Source organism: Methanobrevibacter sp. UBA188, from assembly GCF_905234905.1.
Lineage (GTDB): Archaea > Methanobacteriota > Methanobacteria > Methanobacteriales > Methanobacteriaceae > Methanocatella.
Window position 1 is genome coordinate 14741 of sequence record NZ_CAJOJM010000012.1, and the last position, 22718, is coordinate 37458.

A 22718-nucleotide genomic window follows, 5' to 3' on the forward strand; every position below is an offset into this window, starting at 1 on the left:
CTTATTCATTTTAACTTTATAAAAATTCAAGTTAAGTCTAACTTATTATATTTATTTAGGTATATATAAACTTATCTGAAAATTTTATAATATTTTTAAAAAGTTTTAATTAACTGTTTAATAGTTAAAATATATCTTGTAGTACCTTATTTTTGACAAATATTTATTACATATAAAGTATACTTGATAATAAGTTCATTTAACCTTTATTTTTAAAATTGCATTATAAAATCTAAAAATAATTAATTGTCCATATTTAATCATGATTATTTCCTAAATTCGATGATTTAGTCAATAATTTTTAAAATAACCTATACGAAATTATATTAATTAAAATGAAGGTTTAAATTTATAAAAAATATATTTTAAAACATTAAAAAATTAGTATGCAAAAAATAATTGAATAAAATTAATATGGGTTTTGGGTATTGGAAAAAAACAATGTGAAAATCCGTAAAAAGCAAAATATGGTTTAAAAAATAAGTAAGTGGAGAAATCTATTCTCCGGATAATTCTTTTAGTCTTTCACGAATGGCATTTTCTAAAAATTCTCTTGTTTTTACAAGTTCATCATATTCTCCGATTATTTTTGGTCCAAATTCGGTTTGTTCCAATTTGATGTCGAATTTTTCAAAAGCATGTGCAAGCATTTGTTCGCCAACGCCATTCGGTATACCCATTTCAAATTCTTCTTTTTCTTCAGCCATTTAGTTCTCCTCCATGTATTCTCTTACCGGAGCAAAGAATTCAATTAAGAAATCTTTAATTCCATTTTTTAAATCCATTGGATGTAAATTGCCTTCACTAAAGTCCTTGATTAATTCGTCGTGGCTTAATTCAATGTCTCCACCGAATTTTTCAGGTCTTTTAATAAGTAATTTCTCTTGATTAGGGAACACAAATGTTTCTGCTATTTCAATCATTGGATTTCCTTCAATTTCTCCTTGAGGACAGAAACTTTTCTTGATTTTTTTAGTGATTTCTTCAACACTGTCATCCACCGCAATGTAGTTTCCTTTACTTGAAGACATTTTGGCATCACCGTCAAGACCATGCAATAATGGTGTGTGGATACAGACTGGTACGTTTTCACCTATCTTTTCTAGATTTTCACGTGCCAACATTTGGATTTTTCTCTGTTCCATACCTCCGAGGGCAACATCAACTTCTAATGCAGCCATATCTACGGTTTGCATGATTGGATAAATTACACTGGCTACTTTTGGATTGTCATCTGCACGACTTACTTGATCCATACTTCTTCTAGCTCTTTTCAAAGTAGTCATTGTAGCTAATTGATAAACTTTATCAGTATAATCCCCTTCAAGTTGGAAAGATGAACCTAAAACATATTCTGTTGTTTCATCAAGCCCTAATGCCTGGAAACATTTTTTGTTGTATTCAGCAGTTTCTGCAATTTCTTCAACAGTTCCTTTTCCATTTAAAAATGCATGATAATCCGCAAGAAGGATTTTAATTTTAAAACCTAATTTTTGTAATTGTTTTAACTTTTGTACAGTTACCGCATGTCCTAAATGGATTTTTCCTGAAGGTTCATAACCTGTATAAGCTATAGGCTGTTCTTTTTTTAGAACTTCTTTCAATTCTTCTGTGTCTATAACTTCCAAGGTTCCATTTTCGATTAACTGAATTTTTTCTTCAATATTCATTTTATCACTTAATTTAATAAATAAATGTTATTGTTAATTCTGATGAGTTTTACTTCTTCTCCAACATTGATTTCATTGTATTCTTCTTTCATATCCAAATCTACTGTGGAATAATCAATTGGATCTAAAATCTGTATAAATTGTGGGGATTTTGAAATTACTGTTGCAGTTTCAATTTCTTCGGATTTCTTAACAAGCTTAATGTCTTCCATATTTTTCATTGGAATATTATGCTTTTTGTTGGTTTTGATATTCATTCCGACAAAGCTATTTTTACTAACGCTGGTTATTTGGATTATTTTATTTTCATATTCTATAAAATCATCAATTTCAGCTTCAGGAATTCTGACTGAAATCCAAATTCTATAAAGGCCTTTTCCTGTAGACTTGTCTTCGCTGATTAATCTTGGAGATTCTTTTACAACTCCTCCAAATTCGTCGGTTAGTGCTTCAGCTACTTTACGACCTGATTTCAATGAACCAATGTAGTAATCATATCCTTCTTTTAGTTTGGCAATTTGAGGACAATATGCAAGCTTGTCTTTTTTACTTTGCTTTATTAAAGTTCTCTCAACAACTTCATCAGCTTTTGAATACTCTTCATTCTTTATTTCTCTGTTGTCGGCTCTGAATTGAATAACAGATTCGTAATATCCTGCCTGTAATTTACTGCAAGTTGGGCAAACTGTTTTTAATATTTTCACTTCAGTGTCATGAGTTTCTTCAATTTGGGTGTCATAAACTTCTCCAACAACTTCCACATAACAACTGGCAATTGTACCTTTCATTTGGTCAATTTCAAGGTTGATTATTTCGTTTTCAACTTCGTCGTCTATTTGTATATTGCGTTCAAGTGCCCTGTATATGATTTCTTCTTCTGGAATGTTTTCTTCACTCCATTTGCCTTCTTCGAGTTTGCTGTTACAATGGCTGCAAATCTGAACTTCTATGCGTTCAGGTATTTCTATCATCTGAAAATCTTTTAAAAAACAGTCTATGCAGATGTTTCCAACCATCTTTTTTTCAGTACTTCCGCACTCTACACAAAACATAATATCGATAAAAAATAAGTAAAAAAGGTAAAATTATAATGTTTTTAAAGGTGCTGTTGCACCGCATGCAGCACATTTAAGTAAGAATATTCTACCTTCTCTGATAATTCTGGTATCCGGTCTGTTACATTCATGGCAAATAACATATTTGTCCACATAATCTTCGATTCTTTCATTGATTAAGTAATGGGTAAATTTACCTTGTAATATTGCTCTTTGACCTTCAATATTTCCAGCAGTACCTAATTCTCTCATTAAAAATTTCAATAAGTGTTGTGGGTCTCTGTTTAAGCCTTCTGCAACATCTTTAAAGTTTTTAATGAATGTTCTATTACCTTGGATATCTGAATAAGCTTTAGGAATTTTAAATCTTTTGTGTTCAAATACTTCTGGAGGTAATTGGTCTATTGCTCTTTCTAATAAATCTTCGTATTTATCCATATTATCTCTCCGTGAAAATTAGTATAAGTATAATATATTAAATTTTATTTTAATCATTTATTAATGTATTGTTATATTTAAAAAATTTGATAAAAAAAAGTAAAAAAATAAAAAGTTTGAGAGTTAGGATACTCTCTTGAAATAGCCTGTATCTGGTTCGTAGATAACTCCTTTCTGTTGTAAATTACGGACAATACTTTCTACTTTTTCTTCACTTACTCCGTATTTTTCATTCATGTTTGATTTCAATACATTCAATGGAGCAGATCCGGCATATTCCTCTTCAAGAAGGACTATTTCTTCAGTTACTCTTTGTATTTTGTCCCGGTCTGATTTAGGTGTTCTTCCTTCCATTATCTCAATATCCATTTCACCAGTTTCAGGATCTACACCTACCTTTTTAAGACAAGCCATTTGCAGCCTTACGGCCTTTTCAGCATCTTCCTTATCAACAGTTTCCTTAAGTTTAATCTTTGCGCTAGCTTCAGCTAAACGGATGATTGCTTCAAGTTGTCTTGCAGTAATTGGAACTGCACCTTGTTCTTCTGGATTGCTGTTCCTTGTATTTACATAAAATTCCCTTAAAACTTCGTTAGCCTCATCGGTCAAGGATGGATTAACGGTTTTACGGGCATATGCGATATATTTCCTAAGCAGTTCAGGTTCAATTTCATAATCAATAGTATTTTCTTTATGTATTTTCAAAATGTGTTCTGCTAATTTTGAATCTCCTTCTCTGCTTGGTTTATCTTCAATAACAAAAATTAAATCAAAACGAGATATAATCGGTGCTGGCAAATCAATTTGTTCTGCAAGTACTTTATACTGGTCAAATCTTCCGAATTTTGGGTTAGCTGCTGCAAGAACGGAACATCTTGAATTTAAAGTTGCCATGATTCCTGCCTTTGCAATACTTACAGTCTGTTGTTCCAATGCTTCGTGAAGTGCTGAACGGTCTTCGGACCTCATTTTATCCAATTCGTCAACACATACATTACCTTGGTCCCCAAGTACCAATGCACCGGCTTCCAAGGACCATCCGCCAAGTTCATCCCTAACGGCTGCAGCGGTTAATCCCGCACCGGTAGTACCTTTACCACTTGTATAAATACTTCTTGGTGCAAGCCTTGAAACATATTTTAATATTTGAGATTTACCAATACCTGGATCCCCTACAATGAGGATGTGGATATCTCCTCTCAATTTGGTTTCATCTTCAAGCTGTTTTGCAGCTCCACCAAATAATTGCAATGCAATAGCTTCTTTTACATCTCTGTATCCTCTAATTGATGGTGCTGTGGACTTGATGATTTTATCATAAATGTGAGGGTCTTTTGACAATTCTATAATTTTTTCTTCATCTTCTTCTGAAAGCTGCAATTCTTCAAATTCCTGTTCTAATGGTTCAATGTGGTTTACATAAATATAATTTTTAAATTTGCCGCTTCTCTCTTCCCTGAATGTTTTTAATGTTCCAGTTATTCTAACTTTATCTCCAGGGTTTAATTCATCTACTAAATCATCTTCTAATACCATTAACATTTGTTTAGGTTCTGTTCCTCCAGACAGGTTCTCTAAAGGTTCCTGCATTCTTGCAGTTTGTGTATCGATGTATTTTGATTCTTCTTGAAGCAGTCTGAAAGACCTTCCGCCGCATTCACTACAGAGTGATGGTTCTATAATTGTATTGCTGGATGTCTGTTCAACTTCGTGCAATCTCATACATCCTCTGCATTCAAATACTCCAGTTTCGATACGAGGCCTAATTTCATCAGTTTTTCTTACAATACCATCTGCTGCAACAAATGTTCCTATGTATTTACTCAGCAATGTCTTTAATGGAATGATGTTGGTGAGATTTTCAAAACGGATGTGGATTTCAACGTCCTTTACAAGAGGGTCAATGTTTTTAATGGCTATTTGTGCAGCTTGAATAACCTCTTCTGGTTTGTCTATTAGTAAATCCGCAAGGTCTGGATCAAATATTTCCAATGCATTATAATCCACGTTAAGTGACCTTTCATCGGGGTATTTTTCAAGCACTTCAAAAACATCATCCTTGTATGAAGTTGAAAAAAATTCTTCAAATTTTGCAATTGATGTTTGTGATTTAGTAGTAGAATTCATTATCTATATTATTATTTTTTCATACTTTAAAAATTATTGCATAGAGCAGTTGAAAAGTATTAGGGATAAGTAAGTATTAAATACTAATGTCACCAATAAATAGATATTAATAAAGATTTTAATTATTTTGATGGTATTATGAGGAAATCTAGACTAAGTGTATTTAAATCTACTTCTATGTTGATTTCTGTTGTTGGAATCATCATGATTGTATCAACAATTATTGTTGTAGCTTATGTAGGGTATAGTATGGTTTCAGAAGGCATCACAGATGAAATATCTTCAGGTACTCAATATGATGAACTTGCAGATTTAAAATCATCTTATTCTGATTTAGCAATGAAATTTGATAATGTCAAATCTACATATTATGCTGGTGGGGCAGATGAAGTAAAAATATATAATGATGCAAGACTGGAGTTGTCTAGAGCCAATTCCGCTATTGAAAATGTTCAAAGTGCTTTAGATGCAGGAAAACCATCTAATGAAGTTGATAGTAGGATTGATTTCGCTAAACAGAAACTCCAAGCTGCTAATGATGCCTACAATAATCTTTAATTTCTTTTTTTTCTCTTTTTTGGCATATATTCCAAACCAACAACATACATTTCTGAACTTTTTTTACGTGATGATGCAGGTTTGGTAGTTCTCACGTGTCGGAATTTCCCTTTCAGTGAATCCAACATATTCTTATATTCTGGGCCTTGAAATACTTTCATAACAAGATTGCCTTTTTGTTCAAGGATATTTTCGGCTATTTCAATTACTACATTGACCAAATCAATGGATCTTAACTGGTCGATATTTTTAATTCCGCAAAGTGAGGGGGATGCATCAGACATTACAACTTTGGCCTTTCCTCCGATAAGTTCCATAATCTTTTGCTGAACTTCGGGTGTTGTAAAATCCCCTCTGATCCCATAATAATTTTCTTCATGGAATTTTTTAAATCTGTTTAAGTCCACACCCACTACAATGCCTTCTTCTCCAACTTTTTCCAATGCAACCTGTGACCATCCGCCGGGTGCGGCTCCTAAATCGACAACAGTGTTTCCTTCTTTAATGATTTTATATTTTTTGTCCAGCTGTTTTAATTTATATGATGCTCGTGAACGGTAATCTTCTTGTTTTGCTCTTTTATAATATGGATCATTGTGTTTTTCCATTTGCCATTTGCTTCCCATTTCAATCCCTCTTATATTGTTCAAAATCAAGTGCACTGCATACTGGTGCTCCAATTTTTATAATTTCCACATCAACTTTTTTGTCATTAATTTCAAGTATCATTACTGTTCTATCAGCAAGTCTTGGAACTATTGGACTTCCTGGATTTAATAGCAACACTCCATCTGTCTGCTCTATTTTTGGTTGATGGGAATGTCCGCTGACTAATATGTCGACATCCAACTCCTTTGCAAGATAAACCAATTGTTGTGTGTCGGCTCTTGGATAAACTTCTCCATGTACAATTCCAATTTTTAACCCTTCAGCTTCAATTACTTTTGCAGCGGGCAAATCAATTCCTTTGGCTCTGTCCATATTTCCTTGAATGGCCATTACTGGAGCTATTTGCTCCAAATCATCTATCACCTTTGGGGAGGTTAAATCGCCAGCGTGCATTATTAAATCAACTTCACTAAATGCCTCAAATACTTTTTCAGGTATTTCTTTAGCTCTATCAGGTATATGTGTGTCTGAAATTAAACCGATTAACATTTTATCTATTCCTTGAGAATTCGTAATTATATTTGTCTGTTATTGTTCTTAATATTAATGTGGCCGTTTATAACTTGGACATTAATGTTTTAGTTTAAACTTTTTGACAAGCAACAGAATATTATGTATTAAATGGTTATTCAAATTTTGTGTGGTCTTGAAATATTCATTTTGGCATAATTAAAATATTCGGCATGTTCCTAATTTTGATAGATATTGTAGATGCAGTCGGTATTGGATGGTGCAACTTAGTCAGTTTAAATAAAAAATATTATAAATTCTTAAAAATATATATAATAATATCATTCTTTGAGGAGAAGATAAAATGGGAGAAGTTAAAAAGGAAGATATCTTAGATATTTTAGCTAAATATGACAAAAGTGAAATCACTATAGCTACCCTAGGAAGTCATACTTCTTTACACATATTGCAAGGTGCTAAAGAAGAAGGATTTAGAACAGCTATTGTATGTCAAAAAGGTCGTGAAATTCCGTATCAACGTTTTGATGTAGCTGATGAATATATCATCGTTGATGAATTTAAAGACATTGTCAATGAAGATGTTCAGCAAAAACTTAGGGATATGAATGCAATTGTTGTGCCTCATGGATCTTTTGTTGCATATGCTGGATTGGATAACGTTGAAGATAAATTCAATGTTCCAATGTTTGGAAATAGGGATGTACTTAGATGGGAAGCCGAAAGAGATAAGGAAAGAGCTTTACTTGTTGAAGGTGACGTAAGAATACCTTTCAAATATAATGGGCCTGATGAAATCGACAGGCCGGTTATGGTTAAATTCCCTGGCGCTAGGGGAGGTAGGGGTTACTTTGTAGCTTCATCAACAGAAGAGTTCAATTCAAAAATTGATGCTATGAAAGCACGTGGATGGTTAGAAGACAGTGATGTTGAAGCAGCTCACATTGAAGAATATGTTTCAGGATGTAATTACTGTATACACTATTTCTACTCTGCTCTTGATGACAATGTAGAATTGATGGGTATGGATACAAGATATGAATCAAGTATTGATGGATTTGTAAGAATGCCTGCAAAAGATCAATTGGATATTGATTTAAGCCCTTCCTATGTTGTAACAGGTAACCACCCTGCTGTAATTCGTGAATCTTTACTTCCACAAGTATTTGATATTGCTGATAAATTAACAGAAAGTGCTAAAAAATTAGTTGCTCCTGGATTAAACGGTCCTTTCTGTATGCAAACTTTAGTAAATGATAATTTAGAAGTAATCTGTTTTGAAATCAGTGCAAGAACTGATGGTGGAACAAATACATTTATGGATGGTTCTCCTTACTCCTACTTAACATACGGCAAACCAATGAGTATGGGTAGAAGAATTGCTTTAGAAATTAAACGTGGTATAGAAAGAGATGAATTGGAAAAAATAATAACATAAATTTTGTTATTATTTTTCATTCTTTTTTGTAATTTTACCTAAAAGGCCTTTATTTTCTTTTTGAGGTTCTTCAGCTTTCTGTTTTTTCTTTTTGTTTTTACCGATTTTCTGTTTTTTCTCGTATTCCTCTTTTGCTTTTACACGGCTTCTTTTTGCCCATGCACCAATAACTGCAACAAGCATACCAACAATAAGGATTGCAATTATCATGGTTATTCTTCCTTGTTCTGTTGGTGGTATTTCTCTAAATACGCCATCTAATGCAAGGTACATTACTGGTGTTGATGCAAAAGCCCCAAGCAGTGCTGATGTTTTTATATTTGGTGCATTGTATCCTACATATAAAAATCCGATTGATGCAAATGCATAAAGGAATTCATTATACATTGATCCCAATATTACAAATCCAGCAGCGATTGCTGCTCCAAATACTAGTGATTTAAAGTCAAAATTAGTGAATTTTCCCATTTTATTTCTCCAAAAACTTATTTTTTAGAGGATACTGCTCCTCCAATTGCTCCAGTTATTCCCATGACAATTGCATAATAAATCAACTCTGTGACTATGGATAAAATACTTATTATGCCGGATGTTGTAAATCCAGTAAGGCCTCCAAATACTCCCATAAAGCTTCCACCAATTGTTGTGGCTATTATGAATAGTATTGCACTGATAATTGTACCTAATGCGCCAGCAAGAGCTGCATTCCATAAGCCTCCCAGGGCTCCATCATGGGCAATATATCCTGTAATGAAACCCACAATTAATAATCCAATAAAATCATAATGTGCAAAAAATGCTTTAACAATTACAGATAATATGAAACCTATAATTACGGCTTTCCATTTTGTCATGATTATCACCTTTAGTCAATAATTAATATTGTTTATAAAAGTATTTAATTATTTTAGTTTTAATGTTCAATATATGTCTTTTAATTTATCTTTAATTTGGTCTAGAATCGCTTGATGCATTCTTTTTGTAAATTCTGCCTTGTCATTTTGATTTAATACATCTAAATATCCTTGTGAAATTAAATTAAATGCAAATGGACTTGGTATGACAGTATTTATTGTTTTCACTTCCATTTGTTCTGAGGCAACCCATTCGATTATTTTCAAAGCATTTTTAACATCCATATAGTCTTCAAGCGCTTCTCTTCGAGCTTCCTTTAAAATTGAAAAGTTTTCATCCATCTCCTGAACAAATTTCAATAGGATTTTTCCCCTAACCTGTTGGCGTCCGACAGATTTTGATTCTCCTTTGTATCTTCTTAAAGTCATTAATGACCGTCCGGCACAGTGTCTGAACCTTGAAGCTAGTGTTTCGGTTTTATTTAATGATTGGGACAATATGTTTTCAAAGTTTTCAGGGGTCAATTCATTGAATGATTCCAAACCTCCAATCTTTCCGTCAGAGCTTAAATAAAAACCGTTGTCTGATATTGAAATGGTGACGTTGATGTTGTATCTTTTTGCAACAACATAAGCTACGGCTCTTGAAAGTGCATCATTAACTTTTCTTCCAAATAGTGAATGAAATATTACGAATCGTCTTCCTCCAAATCCTTTATAATATTCAATTAATAATAATTGGTTGCTTGGTATTTTGGCATATTTGAATTGTTCTACAAAATATTCGTATATTGAATTTGCTGCAAAGTCGTCGACATACAGATATTCATGAATGAACTCCATTATTTCTTCCTTGCTTCTTTGATATCTGAATTTGACGTCCATGTGTGCTCTAAATCTTTGAATATCCATTGCCAAATCAAAAGATAGTGGCAATTGCTGTGAAAACCATGAGGGTATTGTCGGTGGGCCCATTGCCGGAGTCACGTTAATTGTCATTCCTTTTCCATAGTTGAATCTGTAGGTATTCCCGCCCAGAACGAATGTGTCTCCTTTTTTAAGCCTTTCCATAAAATCTTCTTCTATTCTTCCAACAGTTTCACCGTCACATTTGACCAAAACACCAGAACTGTCTGGAATTGTACCAATATTTGTTGAATAAAGCATTCTAGCTAGCTTTCCTCGTTTTCCAAAGGTATTTTTTTCATAATCAATCCAGATTTTTGCATAAACATATCTTTCTTCAAGTTCAGGATATTCTCCAGCCATATAACTTAAAACATCTTCATAATCATCTCTTGTCAAGTCTTTGTAACAATAACTTTTTTTGATGACTTCATAAGCGTAATCAATATCCCATGGATTTTCAATACTCATTCCATAGATATGTTGTGCTAATACGTCCAGACAATTGGTTGGTATGTTTATTCTGTCGATTTTTCCTTCTTTTGCATTTTTAAGCAAAACTGAGCATTCAACTAAATCATCACGGTCAGTTACAATAATTCTTCCTCGAGATTTTTCATGTAATCTATGTCCACTTCTTCCAATTCTTTGAAGCGCTCTTGCAACAGATTTCGGTGAATTTATTAATACGACTAAATCAATGTATCCGATATCAATTCCAAGTTCAAGAGATGTTGATGAAACAACTGCCTTTAGCTGACCTTCTTTTAGTTTATTTTCTGTCTGTAGACGAACTTCCTTTGAAAGTGAGGAATGGTGTGCCATTATGTTTTCATTGTTGTAGTGCATAGGATACATTTTCTTTAAATTATAAACAAAACGTTCCGTACCACTTCGTGTATTCGTAAAGATTAATGTTGTTTTGTTTTCCCAAATCAAATCATCCAATAGATCATACATTCCAAGCCTTGTGTCTTCTTCATCTGCCAGTACGATATCACTTACAGGACACATCACTTCCATGTCAAGTTCCTTCAGATAGTTGATATTTACAATTTTGCAGTTTCTTTCAACGCCATATTCATATCCTACAAGAAATTTGGCCACTTCTTCAAGTGGACTGACTGTTGCAGATAGTCCGATTCGGGTGAATTGTCCTATTAAGTGTTGCAGCCTTTCAAGAGATAAACTTAAATGGACTCCTCTTTTGTTTTCAGCTAGAGAATGGATTTCATCAATGATTACATATTTTACATTGCTTAATTTTTCCCTGAATTTTGGAGCTACAAGTAAAATGGAGAGCGTTTCGGGAGTAGTAATTAGAATGTGTGGCGGTTTTTTAAGCATTTTCTGTCTTTGGTATTGTGTGGTGTCTCCTGTTCGTACGGCCTTTCGGATTCCTAGTTCTTTTCCAGCTATCTTTTCGATGCCTTCCAGGGGTTCATCCAGATTTTTTTCGATATCATTGTCCAATGCTTTTAAAGGGGAAATATAAATGCAGTAAACTTTGTCTTCCAGTTTGTCTTTTTCGGCAAGTGCGGTCAATTCGCTTATTACTGATAGAAATGCGGTCAATGTTTTACCAGATCCTGTTGGGGATGAAATTAAAATGTTGTTGTTTTTATGAATGTCTATGATTGATTTTTTTTGAGCAGGTGTAAAGTCATCAAATTGTTTATCAAACCACTGTTTAACCCATGGATGTAGAGTTTTGTAGATTTGTTTTTTCGAATAACTTTTTGTCTGTTCTTCAATCATTATTGTCTCCTCATTTTTTATAATTCGATTATTTTTAATTTAATTTTTAATTTATATTATATTTTTTGTTGATTTTTGTAATAATTAGATTTAAATTTTTAATTTAAACTTTCTTTAATGTTATTATTTAATCAGTTTATTATAAATGTATATAATTTTTTACATAATCTTAATTATTATTCATTAATTTTATAAAATTTTAACAAATAATAATTTTTAAATAGTCAAAAATATTATATAGTTAATCATAGGCGTGATGCCTAAGGTGGTATAAAAAATGAAAAACTATTTCGATATTAAAGACAAAGTTGCACTTATTACTGGTGCTTCATCAGGTCTTGGTTGGCAAATTGCACAGGCATATGCTAGTCAAGGTGCAAAATTAGCATTATTTGCAAGAAGGGAAGAAAGATTACAAGAAAATGTTGCTGAAATCGAAAAAGAATATGGCACTGACGTAATGTACGCTGTATGTGATGTCGGAGATTATGACAGTATCACCGAAGCAATTGCTAAAGTTATGGATGCTTATGGAAGAATCGATATTTTAGTTAATGCTGCAGGTATGGGAAACAACAAACCTGTTATGGATCAATCCAATGAAGAATGGGAAAGACACATACACATTGACTTAAGCGGTGTATACTACATGTGTAAAGCTGTTGGAGAAATCATGATTGAACAAGAATACGGTAAAATCATTAACATCGGTTCAATCCACTCTAGAGTAATTTTCCCTGGTGGTGGAATTAGCGCATACTCTTCAGCTAAAGGTGGAGTAATGAACTTAACCAAAAACTTGGCTGTAGAATGGGCACCATATAACATTACTGTTAATGCAATTGGTCCAGCAGTATTTGAAACCGAATTGACTGTTGAATCCATCGAAATGGAAGGATTCATGGATCTTATTAAAGCATACTGTCCTGCTGGTCGTTTAGGAAAACCTGGTGAATTGGACGGTATTGCAATTTACTTAGCATCTGATGCATCTAGTTTCTGTACTGGTCAACTCATCTGTATTGACGGTGGATGGACTGCTATTTAGATAAGAGATTTTTTCTCTTATTTTTTTTCTATTTTTTGAATATTTATATACTCTTAAAATCTAACTTATTATCATGACTAATTTTAATTTTGAAGAAGCTATTAACAATTTATCAAATGATGATGTTAAAGTTAGAAAAGAAGCAATAGAATCATTGGTTGGAACAACTGATGAAGAAGCTATTGAACCTTTAATTAAAGCAACTACTGATGATAATGCTCAGGTAAGATTTAAAGCTGCTGAAATATTGGGAAATATGGGGGATGTAGCTGTTGATAAGTTAATTAATGAATTTAATAATGCTGAAGGTAAAGATAAACGTTTCCTTGCTTTTGCACTTAAAGAAACTGAAGACAAAAGGGTAATTCCGTACTTTGTTGAAGCTTTGGATGATGAGGACTTTGGGGTTAGAAAAGTTGCGGTACGTGCTTTAGGTGAACTTCAAGCTTATGATGAACTTGATAATATTGCCAAATGTCTTGATGATGAAGATTGGGGTGTTAAATTGGCTGCCATTCAGGCATTAGGTGATTTAGCAACTGATGAAGCAATCAAACTAATTAAAGATGCAAGAAAAACAGAAGATGATAAGGACTTCAAAAAATCTTGTAATAAGGCAATTAAAAAAGCACAAAAAAGACAAAAGGCTAAAGACTCTGGAGAAGCTATCGTAAAAGTTATTCCTATGAGCACCATTAAAGAAATGGAAAAAACCAATCCTCAAAAGGCTATAAAAGAATATGAACGTTATGTTGAAGCCAAAATGGCTAAAGATGCTCCATATAAAAGGTTATGTGTACTTTATAGAAAAGCAAATGACAACGATAATGAAATTAGGGTCATAGAAACTGCTTGTGAAGTATTCGCTGATAATGATAAAAAATTGTCTTACTTCGAAAAAAGATTGGCTAAATTAAAATAGCTGTTTTTTGTTAACTTCATAAATGTCTTCCCTTTTATTTTTTAAAAGAGGAAGCTCTTCTCTTATTTTTTTTATTTCACTTAAATCGATTTCAGATATTATTAGCTCTTCTTTTTCAGTTGCCTCAGATATTACTTCTCCCCAAGGACTTGTAATTATGGAATGTCCAAAGCTATGGTAACTTGCATCCTTGTTTAATGCAGGCGCAACACCTACGCAGAAAACTTGGTTGTCCAGTGCTCTTGTGCGGAATAGCAACTCCCAATGTGCAGGACCTGTAGTCATATTGAATGCTCCCGGATAAAAGAGTATTGATGCACCTTCAAGTGCCATTAATCTTGCAAGTTCTGGAAAACGAATATCATAGCAAATTCCAATGCCTATTTTTCCAAATTCCGTATTTGCTATTGTAACATCATCTCCAGCGGTTAAAACATCAGATTCCATAAATTTTATTTTCCCTTTAACGTCTATATCAAATAGATGCATTTTTCTATGTTTTGCGATTATTTCACCATTCCGGTTAAAAAGATAACTGGTATTGTACAATTTACCATTCTCTTTTTCAGGAATGGATCCTGCAAGAATGTAAACCTGGTTCTTTGATGCTAAGTTGGAAATTTTTAAAAGAGTTTTGCTTGTTTTTTCTTCTTCACAGTATTCAATAAATTTGTCATTTGAATAAGGACAGTTGAACATTTCAGGTAAAACTATAAAATCAGAATTTTCATCAACGCTTTTTTCAATCATCCTTTCAGCGTTTTTTAAATTTTCATCTTTATTGTCAACAACATTCATTTGACAAAGTGCAATCTTAACTTTAGTCATATTAACACTTTAAAAATAAAAATAGAAGTATGAAATTAATCATACTTAAGCAATGTCTGCAGTATTTATCATTGTAGTAATATCATCTGAAGTAACTGCATTCATTGATTCTCCAGTAATTTTAAATACATATAGCTTTCCATCACTAAATAATGAAACAAATCTTGTATAATTACCGTCAGCATTTTCTAAAATAATATTTGAGGAATTTCTACCATCTAATTTAATGGTTTCAACAAGTTCCACATAGGAATTATTATTTTGAGCATAACTGATTCTATCTTTAGTAATTTCTTTTAGGGATGAAGACTCTAGTGTACTATTGTAATATTCAATTATGGTATTGTTTTCGTTTTTATAGAATTTTGCATTTGTGTGTTCTGCATCACTTCCATTAATTTCTTCCCAATTTCCAGGATATTTGAATGAGAATGCTCCTTCACTAACTTTAATTAAATCGTTACTTGATACTGAAGAGTTATTGTTATGGTGTGATCCAGTTAAAACAATTCCACAAATCACAATTAAAGTTATTATAAGTATTGCACCAATAACAAGTTTTTTTTCTTTTAAAATATTGACAGTGCTTTCATCAGTGGAAGGTTTCTTTGGTTCTGGTGCTTTGTCAAAGATACTTTCTTCTTTAATGACTTTAGTTTTTGGTTTAGGGAATTTGTAACCACAATTTCCACAAACAGGAGCACCATCATAACTTGGATTTCCACATTCAGGACATTTTTTCACAGCTCAACCTCCATTTAAATTAACAGTATATTTAATAATAATGTTTTTATTTTATAAAAAGATATTTATAATTGTGATAGAATGTCTAGTGATGAAATTATTAACATTGATGATATAAATTATGCAGTTTATAAAATAGGTGATTGGAAAAATAATTATGAAATCAATCAGATTGGCATATCAAGTGAAATTCCCGTTACAAAAAATACTGTACATCATGTAAAATTATCCATGGAAGAAATAAGGATGTCCACATTTGAAATTTCAGACAAATCAGTCAATGGCTTTGTAGCTATTGCATTACAATTAAATCCTAAAGTTCAAGAAATGGAATTGGACGATGTAATTGCTCTCGAAGAAAAGGAATATGATGATATTCTCAAAGAATTGGATGATTTGGTATTATTGGATGATGATGGAACTCTTTCTTTAGAAACTGAAGATTATCTTATTTATAAATTGGAAAAAGATTGTCACGTTACTAATTCCATTCCGGCAAATAAATTTACCAAAAGATTTTACCTGGACGAAATGAAAAGAATTGAGGATGCATTGAGTTAAAATGCATCTAATGTTATTTTCTTATCTCTTTTTAATTCTCGAGGAGGTTCAACTGATACGAATTCAATGCCCTCTTCTTCAAGAAGTTCTTCCGCATCATTCATGATTGATGGGGCCACGAGCAATCCTCGAATTTTTTTCTTTTGAGCTTTACATTCTTTTAGATAATCATTATCTGTATTTTCAAGGTCTTGGAGGTATCTTCTTAGCTGTTTTACTGCACTGACTCCAGCTTTACGAGCTTTTAATTCCAAAACCATTAAATTATTATCTTTATCTTTTCCTAAAATGTCAATAAAACCATGCTCCACGCTATATTCTCGTGTGGTTGGAATAAAACCGTCTTCAATCATGTGTGGTTTTTCCATTATCATATCGCTCATGTCTTTTTCATATCCTGCCTGTTCGAGTTCTTCAAAGTCTTCAATATTGGCATAATTGATAAACTGGATTTTTCTTATCTCGACTGTTAGCAACTCTTTGGGTGTTCTTCTGTGGCTTTCTAAGAAAAGATTGTCATTTTTAATGTAACTTCTTGTTTTTGATTTTGGAGGTTGCCAATTGACTGGTTCAACTTTTTTGTCTTGGTGGATTAAGAATGCCCCATCGGGCTTTATCATAATTATACGTTCTCCCCAATCCAGTTCACTTAATGCTCTACCTTCATAATTGACTTTGCAGCATGCAAATATTAATATTGTCGCTCTTTTACGCAAAGCTTCATGAACCAAATCATATGCATCTTCACAATTAGGTTTTTCTAAAATTTTATATTTCATCACAATAACATTGTTTAGATTGATTTAAATAATTTGTTTTTTATAGATTTTAATGATTAAAAAAAATTCGGTGGGATTAGAATTTACGATGAAGATTATTTTGATGATAAAAATGAATTTTTTACTTTAGATTCATTTGAATTTGAAAATGGAAATGTTCTTAAAAATCTCAAAGTTGAATATACGACTTTTGGAACTCCAAAATATAATGATGAAGGCATTATTGAAAATGTGATTGTGTATTGTCATGGTTCCTTGGGCAATTTCGCTTCAATGAAAAAAATTTTACCATTGGTTGGAGAAAATGACCCCTTTGATGAAAGCAAATACTTTTTTATATGTTTATCTGCATTGGGATCTCCAGGGTCATGTTCCCCATCATCTACTAATTTAAAAAATAAATTTCCAAAATACACGATTAAAGATGTTGTCAATTTTCAAAAACAATTTTTAGCCGAAAAATTCAATATTTCTCATGTTTTGGGAATGATTGGAAATTCAATGGGTGGATTTGTCAGTTTAACTCAAGCAATTGAAGACCCTGATTTTGCAGATTTCATAATCTGCGGGGTAAGTAGCTATAAGGTTGCGGGACATGATTTTATTTTATCAAAGTTTGTCAATGAAATTATAGAATCTGATCCTGACTACAACAGGGGAGAGATGACTTACTCTTTGATTAGGACATTGAGATTGGCTAATCTAGCAGAATTTAATTTTGGACTTTCTAAAAAAGCCTTACGTGATATGAGTAATGAGGAATTAAGTGCAGAATTTGAAAACTTTGGAAATGAAAGTATAAATGTTGATATTTATGATGTGAAGTATTGCAACGAGTCCTGTATGTATTATAATGTTGAAAATGATTTGGGCAAAATCAAATCTAAAGTGTTGATTATATCCTGCAAACATGATCCTCATTTCCCTCCGGAACTTGATGGAATTCCAATGTCTGAAATGATTAATGAATCTGAATTGATTATTATGGATTCTGATTTGGGACATTTATGTTTCAATGAACTTGAAACAATTTCTTCCCAATTGGCTGATTTCATGGAAAATTTTGAGGGATAAGATGGATGTAAAAATTTCCGATTATGGTGATGCTGAAGGTAGGAAATTCATTGAATATACCATTTTTGGATTGTCTGGGGAACAAATCAAATATTTGGATGAAAATTTGACAGAATCCACATTCGTCAAGGGAAATTTGTTAAAGATTAAAATGTATTTTGAAGATAAGCTATATCCTTTTCAAAGTGAGGTTTCAAAAATTCGTCTTGATGATTTTATCTCACGGGAAGAAATAGAAATGAATGTGTTTCTTTCAAGCTTTTTAGAGGACATGTAATCAATTTCATTCATTTTGTTAAAATTTATATATTCCCTTAAACTTATAATCAAATAATATAAATCAAAAGGAGGGTATTATTTTTGAATAATGAAAAATTCATTTATGAATATAATAAATTCAATTTGAATAGTTTCAAATTTCAAAATGGTGAAATTCTTGAAGATGTAACTGTTGAATTTATTTTAAAGGGCACTCCAAAATATGATGATGGGGGAAATATCATCAATGCTATCATTTACTGCCCCAATTATGATAGAAATTGTTTTTCAATAAATGACTATCCTCAATTAACAGATCCGGGAACTCCTTTTGATTTGAATAAATTTTTTATTATTTCAATTACTTCTCTGGGTGTTCCAGATTCAAGTTGTCCTTCCACAACAGGTTTAAAATACAATTTTCCTAAATATGATTTTTTAGACAAGGTAAATTGTAAAAAGCAATTCCTTAAGGAAAAACTAAACATCGAAAAAGTTCAGGCTGTTGTTGGAAGGGGAATGGGCGGATATGAAGTTTATACTTGGGCCTGTGAGTATCCTGATGATATGGATTTTATAATAGTTGCTAACAGTTCATTTAAGACTAATGGATATAGATATGTAATAGCTAAAGGAATTGAAAGTATCATTGATTCCAGTAAAGACTTTTATTCGGATATCTATGATGAATCTTTAACCAAAACTATGATTACTATAAATAAAATTTTATATTCTCAGTATTTCTCTAAGCGTATCTTTCAAGAGATGACCAATAATGAAATTGATGTGCTGATGGATGAATTTGTCGAGCAAGGTTTGTTCATAGATATTTATGATTATAACTTGCAAAATGAAGCAATTATTCATTATGATATTGAAGATAAATTAAGCAATGTCAAAGCCAAAACATTGGTTTTGAGTCCATATGATGATTTATATTTCACGCCTGAATTTGATACTGTTCCCTTGAAAAATCTCGTTGATGATTGTGAAATTGTTGTATTGTCTACATGCGAAGATAGATCAAGACAAATTTATTTTAAAGAACTTATTAGTGCTTTAAATTCATTTTTTAAAAAAATTGAAAAATAAAAAAAGTTTGCTAGTTAAACTAGCTATTTTGATGCATCAAGCATATGCTGAACCGCTTTTAAAGATTTTTCAGCAACTTCTTTTGGCAATGTGACTTGTGGAGCTTCATTTACAAGTGAATCTCTTACTTTTTCTAGGGTGTGTAATTTCATAGTTTCACAGATTGCCCCTTCAAGTAATGGGTATAGTTTTTTACCTTCAATTTCCAAATTGATTCTAGTAATCATATCAATTTCAGTTCCAAGTACAAATTCTTCCTTATCACTTGAGGTAATGTATCTTAACATGCCTCCAGTTGACATTACCTGGTCACAAGCTTCTTGAACTTCAATATTACATTCTGGGTGGCAGATTATCTCTGCATTAGGATGCTGTTCTCTTTTTAGTTCAACATCTTCAACATGGAACAGTTTGTGAACATAACAGTGTCCGCCTTTTGGAACAGGGATGATTTCTTTATCCACTTCTTTAGCAACATGTGTTCCCAAGTTAGTGTCAGGGCCGAATAATATTTTGCCTTGCTTTAAGCTTTCAGTAACCTTAACAGCATTGGCTGAAGTACATAATGTGTCTGCATGCTGCTTTGCTTCTGCGATACTATTCACGTAAAGAATAACTCCTGCATCAGGATGTTCCTCTTTTGCTTTTAATAATTCCTCTTCGGGTAACATATGCGCCATTGGACATTCCGCTTCAAGAGTTGGAATAACAATTTTTTTATCTGGATTTAGGATATATGCAGTTTCTGCCATGAAGTCAACACCGCAAAAGATAACTAAATCTTTATCATCAATTTCAGAGGCTTTAATACATAATTCTAATGAATCTCCTAAAAAATCGGCAATTTCCTGAATTTCTTTAGGCTGGTAATTGTGCGCTAATATTATAGCATTTTTTTCTTCTTTTAATTTTAAAATTTCTTCCTGTATTGAACTACTCATTTTTCTCACCCATCATAACAATATATTTTCTAATATCGTTAGTTATTACTACTTTATATTTATCTCTAGCGGATGTTATTAAATTCCATCTATCATCACTGTCATAATCTTTTACCCAAAAAGATACTTTAAGTTTGACTTGTATAAAGCTGGTTTCAGTTACAAAAACATTAGGTCTTATAGTTTTATCTATTGTATCATAAGTTACAATTTTCTTAATAATATATTCTTTAAAGTCCTCAACATCAATATTTAATGGCAATCCAATATATAAATCTACTCTACGTAGTTCATTAGATTTAAATCCATTATATGGATTATTTGTTAATGTGGAGTTTGGAATATGAATTTTTACTCCTAAATTATCAACGATAACCGTTGATCTTAGGGAAATACTCTCGATAGTTCCTTTATTGCCCTCAATTTCAATAGTATCTCCAACTTTAATGCTTTTTCCAAGTATTAATATTATTCCTGAAAATAAATTGGAAATAATGTCTTTGGCCGCAAAACTCACTGCAATACCTACAATACCTAAACTCAATAATGTTCCTGTAAGGTTTACTCCAAATAACTGTAAAATATACATTAATGCAATAAAATATAATGCGTAAATTACAAGGTCTTTAATAAGGAATGTTGCAGTAATATTTCCGCCAAGAGTTTTCCTTTTTTTCATTAAATATTCAATAAGTTTTGTTATGACTGTAGTTGAAACAATAATGATTAGTATGTAAATTATAGTTTGTATATTATTATCAATTGTTGCTAAAAGGCCCATAATATCATTTAAGTTCAATTTCCATTAAATCATAAGCGATTTCAGTATTTTCAAAAATTTCTCGTGCTTCATTCAATATAATTTTAGAAAATTCTCCGTTATAACGTGTGCTGATGTGTGTTAAGATCAATTCTTTACAGTTTGATTGCTTTGCAACATATGCTGCATCAGCTGCTGTGGAATGGCCATGTTCTTCTGCATTTTCTTCATCTTGCCGTGTAAATGTTGATTCATGGATTAAAAGTGTGCTGTCTTTTGCAAGGTCAATCATTTCTTCACAGGGTCTTGTGTCTCCAGAATATGTGAGTTTAATTCCTTTTCTAGGTTCTCCAAGAACCTGTTCTGGCTTTATGATTCGCCCATCAACTTCAACTTCCTGTCCATTGTGTAATTTGCCGAAAAGAGGGCCTACGGGAACTCCCAATTCAATAGCTTTTTCTCTCAAAAATCTTGGTTTTTTCTTTTCTTCAATGGAATATGCAAGAGATGGAACATTATGTCTGACTGACTGACATCTTATAATGTATTCTTCAGTTTCTTCAATAATGCCGGGTTCTATTTCAATGAATTCGAGAGGATATTCATATTTACAATATCCAAAATTTAATATTGCATCTCTAACTTTATGCAATCCTTTAGGACCATATATTATTAGTTTTTCATCCCTGCCATGTAGTCCTAGGGATTGTATGAGTCCTGGAAGGCCTAAAATATGGTCTCCATGAAAATGTGTGATAAATATCTTGGATATTTTCATAGGGCTTACTTTTGTGTGAAGCATTTGTCTTTGAGTTCCTTCTCCACAATCAAATAACATCACTTTTCCGAATGCCTTAACTGCAATTGAAACTTGATTTCTCTCCTTTGAATGAACTGCTGAAGAGGTTCCTAAAAATATTATTTCCATATATAATCACTTATAATTATATTGCAGAATAAATATATATTTTAATTAATTATTAAAGTTTAGGTGATTTTTTGGATAAAATTATAGAATATATGTTGGCCGAGGATGAGGGATTCGGTGATATTACTTCAAATGCTGTTGTAGAAAAAGGTTTGGAAATATCTGCTCAGATAATTTCAAAAGATGAGGGAATTTTGGCAGGAATGGATATAATTAAAGAGGTATTTGAAGAATATGATGTTAAAGTCAGTTTTTGGCTAAAGGATGGCTCTCCAATATCTAAAAATGATTTGCTCATGTCTGTTTCAGGTGATGCGAGAACAATACTGCTTTTGGAGAGGACAGTTTTGAATTTATCCATGAGAATGAGTGGAGTGGCCAGTGCAGCTAATCATTATGTTAATCTTGTCAAGGATTATGGTGTGAGGGTTGCTGGAACACGCAAGACTTCACCTGCAATCGCCAAATTTGATAAATATGCATTAAGTGTAGGTGGAGCAGATACTCATCGTTTCGGCTTGGATGATATGGTGTTGATTAAGGACAATCACATTGCCACATGTGAAAATCCTTTGGATGCCCTTCTTAAAGCTAAGACAAATACCAGCTTTTCTAAAAAGATAGAAATTGAAGTGGAAACACTTGATGATGCTATTGAATGTGTTAAAAATGGTGCTGATATCGTAATGCTTGATAACATGTCTCATGATGAAGTCAGTGAAGTAATTGACAAGTTAAATGAACTAAACATTCGTCAATGTTCATTGATTGAAGTATCGGGAGGCATTACTGAAAATACTATATTGGATTATGCCAAATTAGGCGTTGATATCATATCAATA

At 32.3% G+C, this 22718-nt stretch carries 25 protein-coding genes; 9 read left to right on the forward strand and 16 right to left on the reverse strand.

Translation table 11 applies throughout. The features are described from left to right. Window positions 1-497: 497 nt before the first annotated feature. The 5 genes from QZ143_RS03830 to QZ143_RS03850 form a co-directional block, all read right to left on the reverse strand. Entirely contained in the window at window positions 498-707 is a 210-nt protein-coding gene (locus QZ143_RS03830) for a hypothetical protein (RefSeq protein ID WP_292606305.1), read from the reverse strand. Next, the gene (locus QZ143_RS03835; protein WP_292881399.1) at window positions 708-1670 is read right to left on the reverse strand and encodes a tyrosine--tRNA ligase; all 963 of its coding nucleotides are present in this window, start codon (window positions 1668-1670) and stop codon (window positions 708-710) included. Between the two features lie 8 nt (window positions 1671-1678). Then, window positions 1679-2731 (reverse strand): 60S ribosomal export protein NMD3, encoded by a 1053-nt coding sequence (locus QZ143_RS03840; protein ID WP_330047707.1) that lies wholly within the window; start codon window positions 2729-2731, stop codon window positions 1679-1681. 24 nt (window positions 2732-2755) lie between these two features. Further along, entirely contained in the window at window positions 2756-3163 is a 408-nt protein-coding gene (locus tag QZ143_RS03845; RefSeq protein ID WP_292606299.1) for a translation initiation factor IF-2 subunit beta, read from the reverse strand. A 123-nt stretch (window positions 3164-3286) separates the two neighbouring features. Next, a complete protein-coding gene (locus QZ143_RS03850) occupies window positions 3287-5290 on the reverse strand; it encodes a minichromosome maintenance protein MCM (protein WP_292606297.1) in 2004 nt (667 codons plus the stop codon). 138 nt (window positions 5291-5428) lie between these two features. Here QZ143_RS03850 and QZ143_RS03855 point away from each other — a divergent pair, with 138 nt between their 5' ends. Then, the gene (locus QZ143_RS03855) at window positions 5429-5848 is read left to right on the forward strand and encodes a hypothetical protein (RefSeq protein WP_292881401.1); all 420 of its coding nucleotides are present in this window, start codon (window positions 5429-5431) and stop codon (window positions 5846-5848) included. Here the strand turns inward: QZ143_RS03855 and QZ143_RS03860 are convergent. Beyond that, window positions 5845-6474 carry an SAM-dependent methyltransferase gene (locus QZ143_RS03860; RefSeq protein ID WP_292881404.1) on the reverse strand — a complete coding sequence of 210 codons (630 nt, stop codon included), beginning with the start codon at window positions 6472-6474 and terminating at the stop codon, window positions 5845-5847. The genes QZ143_RS03855 and QZ143_RS03860 overlap by 4 nt on opposite strands. Before the next feature lies 1 nt (window position 6475). Next, entirely contained in the window at window positions 6476-7015 is a 540-nt protein-coding gene (locus QZ143_RS03865) for a metallophosphoesterase (RefSeq protein ID WP_292881440.1), read from the reverse strand. Between the two features lie 316 nt (window positions 7016-7331). Here QZ143_RS03865 and QZ143_RS03870 point away from each other — a divergent pair, with 316 nt between their 5' ends. Then, on the forward strand, window positions 7332-8423 hold the full coding sequence (locus QZ143_RS03870; RefSeq protein ID WP_292881407.1) for a formate--phosphoribosylaminoimidazolecarboxamide ligase: 1092 nt from the start codon (window positions 7332-7334) through the stop codon (window positions 8421-8423). 9 nt (window positions 8424-8432) lie between these two features. Here the strand turns inward: QZ143_RS03870 and QZ143_RS03875 are convergent, their stop codons facing one another. The 3 genes from QZ143_RS03875 to QZ143_RS03885 all read right to left on the reverse strand — a co-directional run bounded on the left by QZ143_RS03875 (window position 8433) and on the right by QZ143_RS03885 (window position 11941). Next, the gene (locus tag QZ143_RS03875) at window positions 8433-8891 is read right to left on the reverse strand and encodes a hypothetical protein (protein ID WP_292881410.1); all 459 of its coding nucleotides are present in this window, start codon (window positions 8889-8891) and stop codon (window positions 8433-8435) included. A gap of 17 nt (window positions 8892-8908) precedes the next feature. Further along, window positions 8909-9277: a DUF5518 domain-containing protein gene (locus QZ143_RS03880; RefSeq protein WP_292881413.1), complete on the reverse strand. Its 369-nt coding sequence runs from the start codon at window positions 9275-9277 to the stop codon at window positions 8909-8911. Window positions 9278-9343: 66 nt separating this feature from the next. After that, window positions 9344-11941, reverse strand: coding sequence for an ATP-dependent helicase (locus tag QZ143_RS03885; RefSeq protein ID WP_292881416.1), 2598 nt, complete (start codon window positions 11939-11941; stop codon window positions 9344-9346). 277 nt (window positions 11942-12218) lie between these two features. On the opposite strand from QZ143_RS03885, the gene QZ143_RS03890 reads away from it, so the two are divergent. After that, window positions 12219-12989, forward strand: coding sequence for an SDR family oxidoreductase (locus tag QZ143_RS03890; protein WP_292881419.1), 771 nt, complete (start codon window positions 12219-12221; stop codon window positions 12987-12989). 73 nt (window positions 12990-13062) lie between these two features. After that, entirely contained in the window at window positions 13063-13911 is an 849-nt protein-coding gene (locus QZ143_RS03895) for a HEAT repeat domain-containing protein (protein WP_292606282.1), read from the forward strand. On the opposite strand, the gene QZ143_RS03900 is transcribed toward QZ143_RS03895, so the two are convergent. Next, window positions 13903-14739 carry a carbon-nitrogen hydrolase family protein gene (locus QZ143_RS03900; RefSeq protein WP_292881420.1) on the reverse strand — a complete coding sequence of 279 codons (837 nt, stop codon included), beginning with the start codon at window positions 14737-14739 and terminating at the stop codon, window positions 13903-13905. The genes QZ143_RS03895 and QZ143_RS03900 overlap by 9 nt on opposite strands. Window positions 14740-14784: 45 nt before the next feature. Beyond that, a complete protein-coding gene (locus QZ143_RS03905) occupies window positions 14785-15483 on the reverse strand; it encodes a zinc ribbon domain-containing protein (RefSeq protein WP_292606278.1) in 699 nt (232 codons plus the stop codon). An 81-nt stretch (window positions 15484-15564) separates the two neighbouring features. On the opposite strand from QZ143_RS03905, the gene QZ143_RS03910 reads away from it, so the two are divergent. Beyond that, window positions 15565-16044 (forward strand): hypothetical protein, encoded by a 480-nt coding sequence (locus QZ143_RS03910; RefSeq protein WP_292606276.1) that lies wholly within the window; start codon window positions 15565-15567, stop codon window positions 16042-16044. On the opposite strand, the gene nucS is transcribed toward QZ143_RS03910, so the two are convergent. Beyond that, window positions 16041-16823, reverse strand: coding sequence for an endonuclease NucS (gene nucS / locus QZ143_RS03915; protein ID WP_292606274.1), 783 nt, complete (start codon window positions 16821-16823; stop codon window positions 16041-16043). The genes QZ143_RS03910 and nucS overlap by 4 nt on opposite strands. A 237-nt stretch (window positions 16824-17060) precedes the next feature. Here nucS and QZ143_RS03920 point away from each other — a divergent pair, with 237 nt between their 5' ends. The 3 genes from QZ143_RS03920 to QZ143_RS03930 all read left to right on the forward strand — a co-directional run bounded on the left by QZ143_RS03920 (window position 17061) and on the right by QZ143_RS03930 (window position 19247). Then, complete coding sequence (locus QZ143_RS03920; RefSeq protein WP_292606272.1) at window positions 17061-17897, forward strand: alpha/beta fold hydrolase; 837 nt, start codon at window positions 17061-17063, stop codon at window positions 17895-17897. Window position 17898: 1 nt separating this feature from the next. After that, window positions 17899-18174 carry a DUF5750 family protein gene (locus QZ143_RS03925; protein WP_292881422.1) on the forward strand — a complete coding sequence of 92 codons (276 nt, stop codon included), beginning with the start codon at window positions 17899-17901 and terminating at the stop codon, window positions 18172-18174. Between the two features lie 83 nt (window positions 18175-18257). Then, window positions 18258-19247: an alpha/beta fold hydrolase gene (locus QZ143_RS03930; RefSeq protein WP_292881424.1), complete on the forward strand. Its 990-nt coding sequence runs from the start codon at window positions 18258-18260 to the stop codon at window positions 19245-19247. A gap of 23 nt (window positions 19248-19270) precedes the next feature. Here the strand turns inward: QZ143_RS03930 and nadA are convergent, their stop codons facing one another. The 3 genes from nadA to rnz are packed head-to-tail and all read right to left on the reverse strand — an operon-like array spanning window position 19271 to window position 21876. Then, a complete protein-coding gene (gene nadA / locus QZ143_RS03935) occupies window positions 19271-20188 on the reverse strand; it encodes a quinolinate synthase NadA (protein ID WP_292881427.1) in 918 nt (305 codons plus the stop codon). After that, the gene (locus QZ143_RS03940; protein ID WP_292881430.1) at window positions 20181-20969 is read right to left on the reverse strand and encodes a mechanosensitive ion channel domain-containing protein; all 789 of its coding nucleotides are present in this window, start codon (window positions 20967-20969) and stop codon (window positions 20181-20183) included. Before QZ143_RS03940 ends, nadA begins: the two co-directional genes overlap by 8 nt. A gap of 4 nt (window positions 20970-20973) precedes the next feature. Further along, window positions 20974-21876 (reverse strand): ribonuclease Z, encoded by a 903-nt coding sequence (gene rnz, locus QZ143_RS03945; RefSeq protein ID WP_292881433.1) that lies wholly within the window; start codon window positions 21874-21876, stop codon window positions 20974-20976. Between the two features lie 71 nt (window positions 21877-21947). Here rnz and nadC point away from each other — a divergent pair. Continuing rightward, the coding region (gene nadC / locus QZ143_RS03950) for a carboxylating nicotinate-nucleotide diphosphorylase (protein ID WP_292881436.1) at window positions 21948-22718 on the forward strand (771 nt) is incomplete at its 3' end.

Coding starts and splice junctions, on each gene's coding strand:
- QZ143_RS03860 (WP_292881404.1), bottom strand. CDS start 6,474: ATGGGAAGCAAATGGCAAATGGAAAAACACAATGATCCATATTATAAA.
- QZ143_RS03940 (WP_292881430.1), bottom strand. CDS start 20,969: ATGGGCCTTTTAGCAACAATTGATAATAATATACAAACTATAATTTAC.
- nucS (WP_292606274.1), bottom strand. CDS start 16,823: ATGAAATATAAAATTTTAGAAAAACCTAATTGTGAAGATGCATATGAT.
- QZ143_RS03890 (WP_292881419.1), top strand. CDS start 12,219: ATGAAAAACTATTTCGATATTAAAGACAAAGTTGCACTTATTACTGGT.
- QZ143_RS03900 (WP_292881420.1), bottom strand. CDS start 14,739: ATGACTAAAGTTAAGATTGCACTTTGTCAAATGAATGTTGTTGACAAT.
- QZ143_RS03925 (WP_292881422.1), top strand. CDS start 17,899: ATGGATGTAAAAATTTCCGATTATGGTGATGCTGAAGGTAGGAAATTC.
- QZ143_RS03875 (WP_292881410.1), bottom strand. CDS start 8,891: ATGGGAAAATTCACTAATTTTGACTTTAAATCACTAGTATTTGGAGCA.
- QZ143_RS03830 (WP_292606305.1), bottom strand. CDS start 707: ATGGCTGAAGAAAAAGAAGAATTTGAAATGGGTATACCGAATGGCGTT.
- rnz (WP_292881433.1), bottom strand. CDS start 21,876: ATGGAAATAATATTTTTAGGAACCTCTTCAGCAGTTCATTCAAAGGAG.
- QZ143_RS03895 (WP_292606282.1), top strand. CDS start 13,063: ATGACTAATTTTAATTTTGAAGAAGCTATTAACAATTTATCAAATGAT.
- QZ143_RS03910 (WP_292606276.1), top strand. CDS start 15,565: ATGTCTAGTGATGAAATTATTAACATTGATGATATAAATTATGCAGTT.
- QZ143_RS03850 (WP_292606297.1), bottom strand. CDS start 5,290: ATGAATTCTACTACTAAATCACAAACATCAATTGCAAAATTTGAAGAA.
- QZ143_RS03880 (WP_292881413.1), bottom strand. CDS start 9,277: ATGACAAAATGGAAAGCCGTAATTATAGGTTTCATATTATCTGTAATT.
- nadA (WP_292881427.1), bottom strand. CDS start 20,188: ATGAGTAGTTCAATACAGGAAGAAATTTTAAAATTAAAAGAAGAAAAA.
- QZ143_RS03870 (WP_292881407.1), top strand. CDS start 7,332: ATGGGAGAAGTTAAAAAGGAAGATATCTTAGATATTTTAGCTAAATAT.
- QZ143_RS03835 (WP_292881399.1), bottom strand. CDS start 1,670: ATGAATATTGAAGAAAAAATTCAGTTAATCGAAAATGGAACCTTGGAA.
- QZ143_RS03855 (WP_292881401.1), top strand. CDS start 5,429: ATGAGGAAATCTAGACTAAGTGTATTTAAATCTACTTCTATGTTGATT.
- QZ143_RS03885 (WP_292881416.1), bottom strand. CDS start 11,941: ATGATTGAAGAACAGACAAAAAGTTATTCGAAAAAACAAATCTACAAA.
- QZ143_RS03845 (WP_292606299.1), bottom strand. CDS start 3,163: ATGGATAAATACGAAGATTTATTAGAAAGAGCAATAGACCAATTACCT.